General features: G+C 67.6%; 11 protein-coding genes. 4 read left to right on the plus strand and 7 right to left on the minus strand.

What is annotated here, in order from left to right:
* Nucleotides 1-7: 7 nt before the first annotated feature.
* Nucleotides 8-1,186, minus strand: coding sequence for an NO-inducible flavohemoprotein (hmpA, locus tag H609_RS0101930; RefSeq protein ID WP_019558379.1), 1,179 nt, complete (start codon nt 1,184-1,186; stop codon nt 8-10).
* A gap of 160 nt (nt 1,187-1,346) precedes the next feature.
* Here hmpA and argB point away from each other — a divergent pair, with 160 nt between their 5' ends.
* The gene (gene argB, locus H609_RS0101935) at nt 1,347-2,225 is read left to right on the plus strand and encodes an acetylglutamate kinase (protein ID WP_028484181.1); all 879 of its coding nucleotides are present in this window, start codon (nt 1,347-1,349) and stop codon (nt 2,223-2,225) included.
* Between the two features lie 24 nt (nt 2,226-2,249).
* On the opposite strand, the gene H609_RS0101940 is transcribed toward argB, so the two are convergent.
* Nucleotides 2,250-2,912: a DUF4124 domain-containing protein gene (locus H609_RS0101940; RefSeq protein ID WP_196800888.1), complete on the minus strand. Its 663-nt coding sequence runs from the start codon at nt 2,910-2,912 to the stop codon at nt 2,250-2,252.
* On the opposite strand from H609_RS0101940, the gene H609_RS0101945 reads away from it, so the two are divergent.
* Nucleotides 2,905-3,666: a sulfite exporter TauE/SafE family protein gene (locus H609_RS0101945; RefSeq protein ID WP_018865447.1), complete on the plus strand. Its 762-nt coding sequence runs from the start codon at nt 2,905-2,907 to the stop codon at nt 3,664-3,666. The genes H609_RS0101940 and H609_RS0101945 overlap by 8 nt on opposite strands.
* 277 nt (nt 3,667-3,943) lie before the next feature.
* Here the strand turns inward: H609_RS0101945 and H609_RS0101950 are convergent, their stop codons facing one another.
* From H609_RS0101950 to H609_RS0101960, 3 genes are all read right to left on the minus strand, one after another.
* Entirely contained in the window at nt 3,944-6,127 is a 2,184-nt protein-coding gene (locus H609_RS0101950; protein ID WP_028484182.1) for an HAD-IIB family hydrolase, read from the minus strand.
* Complete coding sequence (locus H609_RS0101955) at nt 6,124-7,521, minus strand: glycoside hydrolase 100 family protein (RefSeq protein WP_026280487.1); 1,398 nt, start codon at nt 7,519-7,521, stop codon at nt 6,124-6,126. The genes H609_RS0101950 and H609_RS0101955 overlap by 4 nt, the downstream gene beginning before the upstream one ends.
* Before the next feature lie 62 nt (nt 7,522-7,583).
* The gene (locus tag H609_RS0101960; protein WP_028484183.1) at nt 7,584-8,666 is read right to left on the minus strand and encodes an EAL domain-containing protein; all 1,083 of its coding nucleotides are present in this window, start codon (nt 8,664-8,666) and stop codon (nt 7,584-7,586) included.
* Between the two features lie 116 nt (nt 8,667-8,782).
* Between H609_RS0101960 and msrB the strand changes: the two genes are divergently transcribed.
* The gene (msrB, locus tag H609_RS0101965) at nt 8,783-9,181 is read left to right on the plus strand and encodes a peptide-methionine (R)-S-oxide reductase MsrB (protein WP_018879691.1); all 399 of its coding nucleotides are present in this window, start codon (nt 8,783-8,785) and stop codon (nt 9,179-9,181) included.
* A gap of 54 nt (nt 9,182-9,235) precedes the next feature.
* Complete coding sequence (locus H609_RS0101970; protein ID WP_018881543.1) at nt 9,236-10,435, plus strand: MFS transporter; 1,200 nt, start codon at nt 9,236-9,238, stop codon at nt 10,433-10,435.
* A gap of 946 nt (nt 10,436-11,381) precedes the next feature.
* On the opposite strand, the gene H609_RS0101975 is transcribed toward H609_RS0101970, so the two are convergent.
* Both H609_RS0101975 and H609_RS0101980 read right to left on the minus strand, forming a co-directional pair.
* Nucleotides 11,382-14,540, minus strand: coding sequence for an efflux RND transporter permease subunit (locus H609_RS0101975; protein WP_028484184.1), 3,159 nt, complete (start codon nt 14,538-14,540; stop codon nt 11,382-11,384).
* Nucleotides 14,537-15,631 carry an efflux RND transporter periplasmic adaptor subunit gene (locus H609_RS0101980; protein ID WP_028484185.1) on the minus strand — a complete coding sequence of 365 codons (1,095 nt, stop codon included), beginning with the start codon at nt 15,629-15,631 and terminating at the stop codon, nt 14,537-14,539. The genes H609_RS0101975 and H609_RS0101980 overlap by 4 nt, the downstream gene beginning before the upstream one ends.
* Nucleotides 15,632-15,660: the final 29 nt, after the last annotated feature.

The raw sequence follows: 15,660 nt of genomic DNA on the forward strand, positions 1-15,660 counted from the left end.
GGAGGCGCTACTCCAGGGCCGAGGCAGGGCCGAAGAACTCGTAGTTCACCTGCGCGTCGGGAATACCCATCCCGCGCAGATGGGCGCGTACCTGCTGCATGAAGGGTCTGGGCCCAAGGAAATACACGTCTACCTCGCGGCTGTCCGGCAGCCACTCGGCGAGCTGCTCGCGGCTCAGAAAGCCCTCCGCGTGCGGGGCATCGCTGGGGCGCGGCTCGCTGTAGCAGTAGCGCTGCGTCAGCTTCGCGGTGCGCTCGGCCTGAGCATTCAGCCAGTCACGAAACGCGTGCACGCCGCCGTGGCGCGCGCAGTGCACGAAGTGGACCTCGCGGCCCTGTGCCAGCGCCGCCTCGGTCATCGCGACCGCCGGGGTGATACCCACGCCCGCGGTCACGAAGGCCACCGGCCGGTCCGCGGGCCGCAGCACGAAGTCTCCGGCAGGCGGGAACACGTCAAGGATGTCGCCCGCATCCACCCGGTCATGCAGGAAGGTCGAGGCGACACCGCCCGGCTCGCGCTTGACGCTGATGCGCAGGGTCTCGCCATTCGCGGCGGCCGACAGCGAGTAGTTCCGCCGGAGCTCCTCGCCCTCGATCATCAGACGCAGGCCGAGATACTGTCCCGCCTGGTGCGGCGGAACCGGTTGCCCGTCGACCGGCTGCAGATAGAACGAGGTGATCTCCTCGCTCTCCGGAACCTTGCGCTGGACACGGAACGGGCGCGCGCCACGCCAGCCCCCGGGCTGCTGTTCGTTCGCGGCGTTGGCCTGCTCCTCCGCGGCGATCAGGATATCCGCCAGCTGCTGGTACGCCGCGGCCCAGGCGTCCAGCACGGCATCGGTCGCCACCGCTTCGCCCAGCACCTCGCGCATCGCCTGCAGCAGGCAGCCGCCAACGATCGGATAGTGCTCCGGCTGCACCTGCAGCGATACATGCTTGTTGACGATCTGCCCCACCAGCGGGCCCAGCGACTCCAGCTGATCGATGTGGCGGGCATAGTTCAAGACGGCATTCGCCAGCGCACGGGACTGTTCGCCACTGGCCTGATGGGCCTGATTGAACAGGGGCCGAACCTCCGGGTGGTCGCGCAGCATGATCCGGTAGAAGTGCCCGGTCAGGGCCTCACCTCCGGCCTCCAGAATGGGTACGGTCTGCTGAATGATCGCTTTTTGCTCGGTGGATAGCATGTGTCGCCTCAGTTGATATATATGACGCGCAGCTTTATACCCTCGTACTAGCGGCCGGTCAAATCATACTGATGGTACGGATCTTTTAAGGCGCGCCCTCCGCGGTTCTTGGGCACAGTGCTAAACTGCCGCGCTGCAAAGATCGACAACCGGACCCAGCATGGATACCCAAACGGCCCATTCCGTAGCCCATGTCCTGATCGAGGCGCTGCCCTATATCCAGCGCTTCGCGGGCAAGACCATCGTGATCAAGTACGGCGGCAACGCCATGACCGAGGACCACCTGAAGGCCTCGTTCGCGCGCGACGTCGTGCTGCTCAAGCAGGTCGGCGTGAACCCGGTGGTCGTCCACGGCGGGGGCCCGCAGATCGGCGAGCTGCTCAAGCGTCTGGGCAAGGAGACGGAGTTCGTCAACGGCCTGCGGGTAACCGACCGCGAGACCATGGACGTCGTGCAAATGGTGCTCGGCGGGATCGTGAACCAGGAGATCGTCTCGCTGATCAACCGCTTCGGCGGGCGCGCGGTGGGGCTGACCGGCAAGGACGGCCAGATGATCCGCGCCACTCCGCTACGCGACTATGGCGCGGCCGAGGGCCAGCCGACCGTGGACCTGGGGCATGTCGGAGAGGTCGAAGGCGTGGACCCGGCGATCGTGCATACCCTGGACGAGGGCGACTTCATCCCGGTCATCGCCCCGATCGGCTTCGACCGCGACGGCAAGGCCTACAACATCAATGCCGACACCGCGGCGGAGAAGCTCGCGGTGGTGCTGGATGCGGAAAAGCTCTTCCTGCTGACCAACACCCCGGGCGTGCTGGACGGCAACGGGGAACTCCTGCCCAAGCTGTCGGCCCCGCAGGTGGACGAGATGATCCGCGACGGGACCATCCACGGCGGGATGATCCCGAAGATCCGCTGCGCGCTGGATGCCGTGCGCAGCGGGGTCAACGCCACGCATATCGTCGACGGCCGCGTGGAACACGCGGTCCTGCTGGAGCTGCTGACCGACCAGGGTGTGGGAACGCTGATCAGCCGCTAGGAGAACGATTAATGCCCGCGACCGCTATTCGCGGCCGTTCATGACCAGCTGCTGGAAGTCGCGGCGATCCAGGTCCAGGCGTTCGTGGATCGCGGACAGCCGGTCGCGCTGGCCGCGGCGGTACTGGCGCTCCCGGGCGATACGGGCGTCCAGCTCCTCCAGTTCCGCGCGGTAACGGTCGGCCAGCGGAGAACCCTCGTTCGCGCCGTCCAGCTGCCGCCGGATACGCTCGCGTTCGCGCAACAGCGTCTTTTCCTGCGCCTCGCTGCGCTGGATATTCCCGGCAATCGAGCGCTCGCGGCGTTCGCGCAGCTCCTCGATCTCGTCCAGCGAGGCATAGGCACGGCGCAGCTGCTGCTCGCGCGCGGCACGGTCCTGGCGCGCGCGCTGGGTCGCCTCCAGGTCGCGTTCCGCCTGCTCGCGCTCGGCGGCGGCCTGCGCTCGTTCCTCGGCGCTCATCGGGGCCGGCAGGATCTCGCGCATGCGGCCCTCGGAGTCGTAAATCCGGCGCTCGCGCTGGCTGGTCTCCGGCTGCGGGGTGCTGGAGTAGTGTACGGTCCCGTCATCATCCACCCAGCGGTAGATGTCGGCCTGTACCGGAACCGCCAGCCCCAGCAGCAGCACCGCGGCCACCCACGATTGCCACAGGCCTTCCCGCTTCCGGTTGCACGCACTCCAAATGACCATTCTCGAACACCTCGGACTCGCATTGATCGCCATCGTCGCCAACGGCTTCTCCGCCCTGGCGGGTGGCGGGGCGGGCCTGCTGCAGCTGCCCGCCCTGATTTTTCTGGGGCTTCCCTACCCCGTGGCGCTGGCCACTCACAAGATCGCCTCGGTGGCGCTGGGCGCCGGCGCCGGTCTGCGCCACCTCAAGAAAAGCACATTCGAGCCCGCGCGCCTAGGCATTATCCTGCTGGCCGGTCTGCCTGGGGTGTTAATCGGTGCCTGGCTGGTGCTCGGCATCCCGCCACGGGCCGGCGAGATCGCCCTAGGCCTGCTGACCATCGGCCTCGGCTGGTACTCCTGGCGCCGCCCGCAACTGGGGCAGACGGTGCGCACCATCGGCTTTTCCTGGGGCCACGCCCTGATCGGGGCCGCCGGGCTGTTCCTGATCGGCGTGCTGAACGGATCCCTCGCCTCGGGCACCGGACTGATGGTCACCCTGTGGCTGGTGCGCTGGTACGGCATGAGCTACACCCAGGCGGTGGCCTACACCATGGTCCTGGTGGGCCTCGTCTGGAACGGCGCCGGGGCGTTGATGCTCGGGACGCTGGGCACCGTGCAGTGGGACTGGCTGCCGGCCCTTCTGGTGGGGAGCTTCGTCGGCGGCTACCTCGGCGCCTGGGCGGCCCAGCGCTACGGCAACCGCCTGGTCAAGCGCGCCTTCGAAGTCGTCACCGTCCTCACCGGCATCGCCCTGCTCCTCCCGGTCCCCTGATCAATATCACCACGAAGCACACGAAGGCACGAAGAAGGTCAAGGGCGAAAAACCTTTATCACCACGGGGGACACAGAGGACACAGAGAAAGGATGGTTCGGGCGAAACATTCGCTGCGACACGGCCACACGCTGGAACGGGGTTGAATGCCGCTGAAGTCATCTATGCTGCTGGCGGCCTTTCGATTTTCTCCGTGAACTCCGTGTCCTCTGTGGTAACTAGCCTTTGACCTTGCTCTTCTTCGTGCCTTCGTGTGCTTCGTGGTGAAAAAGCCGGTCTATTCGTCGGGCTCGGTGGCGCCGGGGATTTCGCAGCGGTTGAGCAGATCGAAGTGTTCGATCCCCTCGAGGATGCCGCGGGCGTGGGTGGCCCCGGCGAAGTAGATGCGCTGGAAGCCGCGCAGGCTCTCCAGCTCGGGCTGGTGATTGCCCACCACCACGCCGAGCAGCCGGCCGCGCAGCATATCCTCGTCGTTTCCCGAATCGCCGGCGACCAGCACGTGCTCCAGCGGGATGCCCCACTTGTCGGACAGGTAGCGCACTGCCAGTCCCTTCGACGCCCGCACCGGCAGCAGGTCGAGGAACCGGTCGTGGGAGTAGATCACCCGCGCGTGCAGGTCCTCGCGATAGAGCCGCGTCTCCACAGTCTCCGCGTTCAGACTCCCAGGGGGTTCCGCAAAGAAGCTGACTTTGAACGCCCGCTGGTCCACATCCGGCTGCAGGACCAGATTCTTCTCCTGGCGCAGGCAGTCGCGCAGCCGGTCCGGCTCCCAGCGATGGCTGATGTGACGCGCCCAGCCACGATCCTCGGTCTGCTTGGTGCCGTAATGGATTTCGCTCCCCACCGAGGTGATCCAGACATCCGGCGTCGGCACCCCATGCTCCTCGAGGATCGCCGCGGCGGAGTCGATGCGCCGCCCGGTGGCCACGCCGAAGGCGACCCGCTTGCGGTTACGCTTGAGCCAGGCGACAAAGGCGCGGGTGGCCTTGTCGTCGCCCAGCAGGGTGTTGTCGATGTCGGTGATCACGGCGCGATCCATCTGCGCCAGGTGACTGGAGACCCGGCGCTCGTGATGGCGCGCCTGGCGCACCTCGCGGGTCAGCGACTTCACCAGTTTCACGTATTTCTCGGCGTGGCCGTCCCAGGAATAGTGCTGGCGCACGCCCTTGAGGCCGGCGCGCGAATAGCGCTGCCAGCGTGGCCGGTCGGCCAGGATGCCCTGGATGGCGTCGGCGATCCCCTCCGGGTCCAGCGGGTCGATCAGCTGGCCGTTGTGGCAGCGCGAGATAATCTCCTCCGGCCCGCCGTCGTTGGTGGCCACGATCGGGGCGCCGCTGGCGGCCGCCTCGATCAGGGTCAGGCCGAAGGGCTCGGTCAGCGCCGGGTTCACGAACACGCCCTTGCTGGAGGCCACCAGACGGTAGAGGTCGGGCACGTCCTCGGAGTCGTGGTGCTTGGGATACGTCACCTGACCGTACAGGTCATGGCGGTCGATACGCAGGAGCAGGTCGGTCAGGACATCCCGTGCGCCCTTGTCCAGGTCCGCGATGTCGTCACGGTTGCCGGCGACGATCAGCAGGTTGGCGTTCTCGCGCAGCCAGTCATTCCCGGCGTAGGCCTCGACCAGGGCGCGGATGTTCTTGCGCTCGTCGGCGCGCGACAGCGCCATGATCAGCGGCCGGTCGGGGTAGCGCAGGAAGCGGCGGATCTCCGGCCAGATAGCCGGCTTGCGCTCCCCGCGCTTCGGCGGATGAAACCGCGCCAGGTCGGTACCCGGCGGGATCACTTCCATGCGTTCCGGCTGGTAGTTGTCGTAGGCGGCGTACTGTTCGCCGATCTCCTGGCGGGTGCTGGCGATCACCCGATGCGCATGCGCCAGGGCCTCTTCCTCGGCGTGGATCCGGGTGGAGATGTTGTAGCGGGCCTCGATGTCGGCATCCGACATCCCGCTCTCGCGCAGGCGTTCGCGCTTGACCCGCCCCAGCGAATGGCCGGTCTGGAGCATGGGGGCGCCCAGCAGGTTCGACAGCTGCACCGCGACATGTCCGGCATCGGCATAGTGGCCGTGGATCACGTCCGGGCGCAGGCCCACGCCGCGGATATGCCCCAGGGCGTTGTCCGCGAAACAGTCGAGGTAGGGCCACAGCTTTTCCTTGCGCAGGTAGCGCCGCGGGCCGCAGTCCAGCCGCACGATCCGGGCCCCGTCGCCGAGATCCTCCTCGGGCTCGGCGTAGTCGTCGGCTACCTTGCTGTCGACCACGCGGCGGGTGAGCAGGTCCACCCGGCCCACCTGCGGGTGGCGCGCCAGGGCCCGCGCCAGTTCGACCACGTAGAGCGTCTGCCCGCCGGTGTCGGCATCGCGCCCCAGTTCCAGGTCCTGCCCGCGGATCAGACCGTGGACACTGATCAGGACGAGGTAAAGGCCTTCGCCATCACGAGACTTGCTCTGGGTCTTTTTCATGGCACCTCGGGTTCCGGGCTGTCGAACAGGCTCAGGGTCTCGGGGTTGTCGATCAGGCCCTGGGAGACCAGCACGGCGGTGGCCGACCAGGTCTGGCGATAGTTGGCGCGTCGCCCGACCAGGCGGCCGTGGCGCCCGTCGTAGTACTCCGGCCAGTGGTCGCGATGCAGGCGCTCGGCCGCGACCGCGTGCACACTGCGCGCCAGGTCGGGCCGCCCGACCCGCATGGCGGCCCCGGTGAACGCCCACAGCAACGCCGGCCAGTTGCCGCCGTTGTGGTAGGACCACGGAGTATTCTTGGGGTCGGACCCGGTCAGCAGACGCCATTCCTCGCCAACCATCGCCGGATAGCAGATCTTCACCGGCATGGTCCCGATCAGGTCCTCGAAGCGCTGCTCGAAGGTCTGCATAATCGAGCGCGACTGGTGCTCGTCGGCCAGCCCGAACAGCACCGCCAGCAAGTTTCCGAAGCTGAAGAACCGGAAATCCATCCTTCCCGGCCCGAGGTTACCGACCAGGTAGCCGCTCTCCGACGGGATCCAGTCCACCAGCCAGTCGGGGATGCTCTCGGGGTAGATATTCAGCGCGTTCTCGGACTCGTGGCCGAAGTGTTCGGTGCGATAGCGGTGGATATCGTTCAACCGCTCTAGATCCAGCCAGTAGTAGTGGCGGATGTAGTCCGACAGCTGCCGGGTACGGATCGCGGACTGCTCGCACAGGAGTTCGGAATCCCGGTCGCAGGGCTCCAGCATCGCCAGCGAAGCCTTCAGCATCCCGTAGAACAGTGCCTGGATCTCCAGCGGGTGGCCGAACACCCCCATGCGCCGGTCGATCATGAAGCTGCCGTCCGGCACCAGCAGAGTCGGGAAGACTTCGAAACGGTCCTGCAGACAGATGCTGAGGATCAGGCGGATGCCGCGCTGCACATCCGCGCTCTTGATGAATTCGTGGTCGCCGGTGCGGTTCTGGTAGGCGCGCAGCAACAGTACCCACCACATCATGGAATCCACCGGGGCGACGCGTCCGATCGCCCGGTCGCCAAAGTCCGCGGCCAGGGCCTCGCGGCCATTTTCGTCGGTGAACACCCGGAAGCTCGCCGGCATCACTCGCGGCAGCCGGCGGTGACCCTCGATCTCCTCCTGGGTATCGCGGATCTGCAGGATCAGCGCGAGGAAGTCGCGGACCACCTCGGGCTCGTCGTTCAGCAGATAGACCAGCCCGGAGGGCACGAAGTCGCGGATAAAGCAGTCGGCATAGTTCTCCGCCGGCGCCCGCTCGTCTAGGCTCGCCACGGTGCCGACCGTGCGACCGCGATAGCGCACCTCGGCATCACGCAACAGTTGAACGGCGGATTCCAGCGTCGGGTTACGGGCGTCGGGCGGGAGCTGATTCATGACGCCGAGTCTATGGAAAGCGGGCCCGATGTGCACGTGTCACGGCCCCCTCCACGCGGCGCTCAGGCGGACTCGGGGTGGCGCGGCATCGGCGGCTCGGCAGCCGGCCGGGCGAACAGGTAGCCCTGGCAGTAGTCGACCCGATCCTTCAGCCAGCGCCATTCGCCCGCGGTCTCGATCCCCTCGGCCACCACCTGAATATCCAGGTCGCGGGCCAGCTCCACGATCTTGCCGAGGATCTTCTGCTGGTAGGTGTCGCCATCGATACCGCTGACCAGTTCGCGGTCGATCTTCACGAAATCCGGGCGCAACTGGGAGAGCATGTTCAGCGAGGCATAGCCGGCCCCCAGGTCGTCCAGTGCCACCTGGAACCCGGCCCGGCGGTAGCGCTCCACGATCCGTGACAGGTGTTCGATGTCGTTGACCTGATCGCTCTCGATCACCTCGAACACGAAACCACTGGGCCCGGCACCGCCGGCCGGGCGCGAATTGATCTCGCGCACTGTGGTCTCCAGGCAAAAGGCCGGGTCATAGATCGCGGTCGGGTTGAAGTTGATGAACAACCGGCTGCCGATCCCGCGCTCGCTGGCCCGGCGAATCGCATTGATGCGCGCCGAGCGATCCAGATGGAATAGCAACTCGGCATTACGCGCCGTCTTGAACAGCGCCGGCGGCGGGATGAAATCACCGGCTGGCGTAGAAGCCCGCACCAGCGCCTCGTAGGCGAAGACCTCGGTCGGATCGGCCGCGTGCACGATGGGCTGGAAGTGAAAGTCCAGGGCATCGTTGGCCAGGATCGCGGAGAGATCGCGGGCATTGTGCCGGGCGATCAGCGTGGACAGCAGGTGGGTATCCTGCAGATGTCCGAGCCCGAAGTCCTCGCCCTCGGGCACGAAGGTCGCGCGACAACCGGCCTGCTCCGAGCTGCTCAGCGCCTGTTCCAGCCGCACCAGCATCTCGCCCAGCCCGCCGGCACCCTTCACTGGCAGGGCCAGGATCCCCGAGGTCGGCTCGGCACATGGCAGCCGTTCGTCTACCATGCGCTGACGCAGGGCCGCGCGAGTATGCGCCAGAACCGGCGCCAGATAGAGGGTGCCGGAGGCCGCCGGCAGCAGGTCAATACGTTCGCAATCGGGACAGCCCACGACCACCTCCAGCGGTCTTGTCTTCGGTCCGGGCCCAGAACCCGGGGTGTTCCTCGGGGTCCCATCACCACAGACCCTCGTCTGTTGGCAGACAATCCTATCGACCCGGAGGTTGCATGAGTCAATCCGATCGCCCGACGGACGCCGAACTGCGCGAACGCCTCACGCCGGAACAATACCGCATCGCCCGCGAAGGCGGTACCGAGCGCCCCTTCACCGGCGCCTACAACAACCACAAGGCCGACGGCACCTACCACTGCGTCGCCTGCGGTGCCCCCTTGTTCGACTCGCACGCCAAGTTCGACTCCGGCTCCGGCTGGCCCAGCTACACCGCGCCGGTGAACGAAAGTGCCGTCGACGAACACCGCGACCGTTCCCTGGGCATGGAACGCACCGAAGTGCGCTGCGCGCGCTGCGACTCGCACCTGGGGCATGTCTTTCCCGACGGCCCGGCGCCGACCGGGCTGCGCTACTGCATCAACTCGGCGGTCCTCGACTTTCATCCACGCGACTGACACCAGCATCGCCCCCGGGCCATGACGGCCCGGACGATCCTTGAAGGGACTCCTATGCCCGGCCAGACCACCCCGCGCGAGCGCGCGAACGTCCTGATCCTTGCCCTCGGGCAGGCCCTGTTCCTGATCGCCGCGGTCACGGTGATGACCCTGAGCGGCGTGGTCGGGGAACGCCTGGCGGCCGATCCGGCCCTGGCCACCCTGCCAGTCGCCGCGATGATGGTCGGCACGCTGGTCACCACCCTGCCGGCCTCGCTGTTCATGAAGCGCTTCGGGCGGCGCACCGGCTTCCTGCTGGGCACCAGCGTGGGCGGGGGCGGCGGTGCCGCGCTGGCCGCGGCCGGGGTTTTCGCCGAGGGCTTCTGGCTGTTCGTACTAGGCAACCTTCTGCTGGGGGCCTACCAGGCCTTCGCCATGTACTACCGCTTTGCCGCCGCCGATGTCGCCAGCCCCGCCTTCCGCCCGCGCGCGATCTCGCTGGTGATGGCCGGCGGCGTCGTGGCCGCCTTCCTCGGCCCGTGGAACGCCCACCAGGCCCAGGCCCTGTTGCCGGGCACGCCGGAGGCCGGCCCCTATCTGGTCCTCGGCGCCCTGGCCCTGCTGGCGATGACGCTGCTGGCCTGGCTGCGCGTGCCGGCGCCACCGCCGGAGGAACGCGGGCCGGCCCGGCCAATGCGCGAGATCCTGCCGCAAGGGCGCTTCCTCGTCGCGCTGACCGCCGCCGCGCTGGGCTATGCGGTCATGGTGCTGCTGATGACGGCGACGCCGCTGGCCATGCGCCACGCCGGCTTCGACATGGGCCAGATCGCCCTGGTCATGCAGTGGCATGTATTGGGGATGTTCGCCCCCTCGTTCGTGACCGGCCATCTGATCACCCGCCTCGGGATCACGCGCATCCTGGCGCTCGGCAATGCGCTGGTGCTGTTCAGCGTGGCGATCGCCGCGCACGGGGAGACGCTGGCGCATTTCTGGCTGGCGCTGTTCCTGCTGGGGGTGGGCTGGAATTTCCTGTTCATTGGCGGCAGTACGCTGCTGACGACCACGCATACGGCCACCGAGAAGGGCAAGGTCCAGGGCGTGAACGACCTGACCATCTTCACGCTGGTCACGGCCGGCTCGCTGCTGGCCGGGGCGCTGCTGCGACCGCTGGGATGGGACGGGATGAATCTCGCGATGCTGCCGGTGATCGCGGTACTGACCGTCGCTATCCTCTGGCTCTGGCGTGATGACGCCCGCGCCCCGGCGCGCGCCTGACCTCGCCACACGGCCGCCACGAACGCTGAAGGCTTCGCTATCGCTGATTGGCGGGTCCTGGTTCGTCTCCCGGTGTTTACGGTGCCTTCGGTCCGCCGCCTGCCTCGCGGTGGCTGGTCCTGGTTCGGCATCCGGTGTTTACGGTGCCTTCGGTCCACAAACTACCAGGCGCTGACTCGCCAGCGCGCCCCGAGGTACTTCTTTGCTCGTGCAAAGAAGTACCCAAGAAACACGCCCGACTGCCGCGACCCCGGCCCGCTGCGCGGGCCGGGGGTTCCCTCGCTCCGAGGCTTTTCGCGGGCGGCGCTGAACTCGCTGCGCCTGCGGCTCCGCTCAGACATCCAGCGCCTTTTCTCCCGCGAAAACCCTCTCCGCTCGGCGCGACGACAACGGGGAGGCAGGTCCAAACAACGGCTATCCCAGCGATATAGCTAGGGGATGATGGCTAGGCTTTCGGACATCTTGGGCACGCTCGGCCTTTGGCCGTTGCGTGCCGCGCCCGCGAGCGGGCGCCGGGGGCTTTCAGGCGGCAGGGCCATTGTGGTGTCGCGGGGTCGGAATACCTTCTGTCTTGAACTTCGCCTCCCGTATGGAGCCCCTTGCGGAAGGGCTCTCGGGCCGGCCCGTTTTCTATAAATTCGGGGCGCTGGATGTCTGAGCGAAGCGCAGCGTAGCGAGTTCAGCGCCGCCGGCCCGAGAGCCCTGGAGCAAGGTTCCCGGGCGAAATCCGGGTGCCCTTCTTTGGGTCCTTTCTTGGGCAAGCAAGAAAGGACCTCGGGGCGCGCTGGCGAGTCAGCGCCTGGCAGTATGTGGACCGGAGCCACCGTAAACACCGATGCCGAACCAGGACCAGCCACCACGAGGCAGGCGGCGGACCGGAGGCACGTAAACACCGGATGACGAACCAGGACCAGCCTCAACAGGGCAGGCAGCAGGCACCGAGTGATCAGGGTTCGGCGCGCGGTGCAGTGGCGGCGCGGACCCCGCGGCGCTCGCCGTCGACATCGTCGATCTCGTCGTCCAGCTCGTGCAGGCGGCGCGTGGTCGCCAGCGGCGAGGTGGTGCCGCGCGCGACCAGGCTGTAGGCCGCCGGAATCACGAACAGCGTAAACAGCGTCGCGAACAGCACACCGGAGAACACCGCCACCCCGATCACGAAGCGCGTCTCCTCGCCCGGCCCGGAGGCCAGGATCAGCGGAATGGAGCCCGCAACCGTGGTCAGCGCCGTCATCAGCACCGGCCGCAGCCGCATGCGCGCGGCCTCGATGATCGCGGCGTCGAAATCACGCCCGCGGTCGCGCAACTGGTTGGCGAATTCGACGATCAGGATGCCGTTCTTCGCCGCCAGGCCGATCAGCATGACCATGCCGATCTGACTGTAGATATTGAGCGTCTGGCCGGTAACGGTCAGGCCGATCAGGGCACCCACCACCGCCAGCGGCACGGTCAGCATGATCACGAATGGGTGCACGAAACTCTCGAACTGCGCCGCCAGCACGAGGAAGACCACCAGCAGGGCCAACGCGAACACAAACAGGATCGCCTCCGAGCCGGTGCGCAGGTCCAGCGATTCGCCCTTGTAGTCGATGCCCGCCTCGGCCGGCAGGAGCTCGGCAGCCTTGGCATCCAGCGCGTCCAGGGCCTCGCCCAGGGTCATGCCGTCGCGCAGCCCGGCGGTCAGGGTAACCGCCCGCGAGCGATTGTAGCGTTCCAGCGAGGACGGACCGGCCTGTTCCTCGTAGGTGACCAGGCTGGACAGCGGCACCATGGCGCCGGAACTGGAGCGCACGTAGAGGTTGTCGATATCGCCCGGCGTGCGGCGCTGATCGGCCAGGCCCTCGATGATCACGTCGTACTCCTCGCCGCGATCGACGAAGGTGGTCACGTCGCGCCCGCCGAGCACGATGTCCAGCGTACGGCCGACATCGCGCATGGAGACACCCAGGTCGCCCGCCCGGTCGCGATCCAGGCGCACGTTCAGCTGCGGCTGGGTCGGCTCGTAGTCGAGATCCACCCGGGTCAGGCCCTCGATGCCTTCGGCGGCCTCGCGCATGATTTCGCCCCACTCCTCGAGCTGGTCGTAATCCGGCCCGGAGATCACGAACTGGACCGGCGGCCCGACGCGACCGCGAGAAAGGCCCTGGCGCATGACCACGCGCGCCTCTACCCCGGGCATCTCGTTGATGATGCCGCGGATCTCGTCGATCACCTCCTGACCGGACACGTCGCGGTCGTCCCAGTGCTCCAGGATCGCGATCACAAACCCGTTGTTCATGAGCTCGGAGCCGCCGAAGCCGCGTGGCGTACGCACCAGGGCGCGGCGGATCGGGCCGTCCTCGATCAGCGGCTGGATCCGGGCCTCGACCTCGGCCATCTGGCGGCTCATGTACTCGAAGTTCGCCCCCTCGGGTCCGTCAACCAGGACGAAGAAGGACCCGCGATCCTCCTGCGGCGCAAACTCCTCGGGCAGCGCGTCGAACAGATACCAGGCCCCGGCCAGCACCGCGGCCAATAGCGGTACCACCAGCCACGACCCCTTGAGCCCGGTCGCCAGCACGCGGCCGTAACCGGCCTCCAGCGCCGCAAAGCCGCGGCCGATGTAGTGGGCGGCACCGGTCTGGTCATCGCCCTTGTGCATCAGGCGCCCGGAGAGCACCGGCGCCAGGGTCAGCGCCACAATGCTGGAGAAGAAGACCGCGATGGCCATGGCGATCGCGAACTCGGTGAACAGCTGGCCCACCGTGCCGTCGAGGAAGGCCAGGGGCACGAACACCGCGATCAGTACCGAGGTGGTCGCCACGATCGCGAACCCGACCTGGCCCGCACCGCGGTAGGCCGCCAGCAGTCCCGGCTCGCCCCGTTCGATGCGCCGGTGGATGTTCTCCAGCATTACGATCGCGTCGTCCACCACCAGCCCGACCGCCAGCACCAGCGCCAGCAGCGTCAGCAGGTTGACCGAAAACCCGAACAGGCTGATACCGATGAACGCGGCGGTAATCGCGACCGGCACGGTCACCGCCGGGATCAGGGTCGCCCGCCAGCTGCCCAGAAACAGGTAGATCACGAACACCACCGCGGCAGTCGCGACCGCCAGGGTGATGTAGACCTCGCGGATCGCCCCCTCGATGAAGACCGACTCGTCGTAGGTGGTGACCAGCGAGGTGCCCTCCGGCAGGGAGTCCTGCAGGCGGTCCGCCATGGCCTTCACGCCATTGGCGACCTCCAGCACATTGGCGTTGGACTGGCGGATGATGCCGAGCCCGATCATGTCCTCGCCGTTGCCGCGGAACTCGCTGCGCTCGGTATCCGCCCCGATATTGACCTCGGCCACGTCGCCCAGGCGCACCAGCTGCCCACCCTCCCCGCGCTTGAGCACCAGGCCGGCGAAATCTTCGGGGGTGCGGTACTGGCGCTCCACGCGCACGGTGAACTCGCGCTCCAGCGAATCGAGACGCCCCGCCGGCAGTTCCACGTTTTCCTGCTGCAGGGCATCGGCGATGTCGGTGACGGTCAGCTCGCGCGCGGCCAGGGCCTCGCGGTCGACCCAGATGCGCATCGCGTAGCTGCGCGCGCCGCCCCGGCGCACCAGCCCGACGCCGTCCACCACCGACAGGCGATCAATCAGGTTGCGCTCGGCGTAGTCCGCCAGCTCCAGCGCATCCATGGTGGTGCTGGAGAGGTTCAGCCACAGGATCGGGTTGGCATCGGCGTCCGCCTTGGTTACCTCGGGCGGGTCGACCTCGTCGGGCAGGTCGCCCAGCACGCGACTGACCGCCTCGCGCACGTCGTTCGCGGCGGCGTCGATGTCGCGACTGAGGTTGAATTCGATGGTGATACGCGAGCGGCCGTCCTCGCTGGAGGACTGGATAAACCGGATCCCCTCGATCCCGGCGATGCGATCCTCGATCCGCTGGGTGACCTCACGCTCGATGATCTCGCCGCTGGCCCCGGGGTAGATGGTGTCCACCGTGACCACCGGTGGGTCCACGTCCGGGTATTCGCGCAGTGGCAGGCTGTCGTAGGCGATCAGACCGAAGGTGATCAGCAGCAGATTGAAGACAATCGCCAGCACCGGCCGGCGATTGGCGACATCGGAGATGATCATGCCCCGTCCCCGGCCTCGCCATTATCCGGCGCACGCGGCGGCAGCACGCGTACCTCGCGGCCGTCGCGCACCCGCGACACGCCCTCGGAGACGACGGTATCCCCCGGCTCCAGGCCCTCCAGCACTTCGGCATGCCCCGGATCGCGTCGCCCGATGCGGATGCGCACCCGCTCGACCGTGTCGTCGTCACGCAGCCGGAACACGAAGTGCTGGTCGGCGACCTGGCGGATCGCGCCCTCCGGGATGGCCAGGCGCTCGACCGGGTCCAGCGGCAGGCGGATGTTCACCAGCATGCCGGGGCGCAGCAGCAGGTCGGGATTCTCGACCAGGGCACGCACGGTGAGGGTGCGGGTCGCCACGTCCAGACGGTTGCTGACAGCCGCGACCTGCCCCTCGAACTCGCCATTCGCGCTGCGCCCCTGAACTTCCAGGCCCAGGTGGATCGCCGAGGTGTGGCGCTCGGGTACCGCGAAGTCGACCTTCACGACCGAGACGTCATCGAGTTCAACGATTGCGGTTCCCGGACTGACCAGGGAACCGGGGCTGACCTGACGCAGGCCCAGACGGCCGGAGAACGGGGCCCGGATGACGCGGTTGGCCACACGCGCCTCCGCGGCCGCCAGGCGGGCTTCCGCCTCGTTCAGCCGCGAACGCTGCTGGTCCACCTGCTGCTGCGTGACCACGCCATCGGCCACGCGGTCGCGCACGCGCTCCAGCTCCCGCCGCGCCTCGTCCACTTGCACACGGATCTCGCGCAGGGCCGCACGCTCCTCGTCGGCATCAAGACGGACCAGGACATCCCCGGCCTCCACCGTGTCGCCGTCGTCGAACAGGACCTCGACCACGCGCTCGGTGACGCTGGCGGTGACCACCACGGACTCGTTGGCCTGCACCGTGCCCAGGGATTCGACAACGGTCTCGAAGGTGCGCGGGACGACCTCGCTAACGCGCACCGGCGTGCGGTCGTCGCGTTCGGCGGCAGGCGCGTCGCTGGCCGCGTCATCCCCCGCTTCCGGGCCAACCGCGTACCAGGCAGCAGCGGCGACCGCCACCACCAGGACCAGTCCCAGAAACCCGCCAATCGCCTTCACTTGTCTATGCCCCTACACCAATGAGGCCC

This window comes from Thioalkalivibrio sp. ALE17, from assembly GCF_000425605.1.
In the GTDB taxonomy this organism is placed as follows: domain Bacteria; phylum Pseudomonadota; class Gammaproteobacteria; order Ectothiorhodospirales; family Ectothiorhodospiraceae; genus Thioalkalivibrio.

Coding starts and splice junctions, on each gene's coding strand:
- msrB (WP_018879691.1), top strand. CDS start 8,783: ATGAGTCAATCCGATCGCCCGACGGACGCCGAACTGCGCGAACGCCTC.
- H609_RS0101970 (WP_018881543.1), top strand. CDS start 9,236: ATGCCCGGCCAGACCACCCCGCGCGAGCGCGCGAACGTCCTGATCCTT.
- H609_RS0101955 (WP_026280487.1), bottom strand. CDS start 7,521: ATGAATCAGCTCCCGCCCGACGCCCGTAACCCGACGCTGGAATCCGCC.
- H609_RS0101950 (WP_028484182.1), bottom strand. CDS start 6,127: ATGAAAAAGACCCAGAGCAAGTCTCGTGATGGCGAAGGCCTTTACCTC.
- H609_RS0101945 (WP_018865447.1), top strand. CDS start 2,905: ATGACCATTCTCGAACACCTCGGACTCGCATTGATCGCCATCGTCGCC.
- argB (WP_028484181.1), top strand. CDS start 1,347: ATGGATACCCAAACGGCCCATTCCGTAGCCCATGTCCTGATCGAGGCG.
- H609_RS0101975 (WP_028484184.1), bottom strand. CDS start 14,540: ATGATCATCTCCGATGTCGCCAATCGCCGGCCGGTGCTGGCGATTGTC.
- hmpA (WP_019558379.1), bottom strand. CDS start 1,186: ATGCTATCCACCGAGCAAAAAGCGATCATTCAGCAGACCGTACCCATT.
- H609_RS0101940 (WP_196800888.1), bottom strand. CDS start 2,912: ATGGTCATTTGGAGTGCGTGCAACCGGAAGCGGGAAGGCCTGTGGCAA.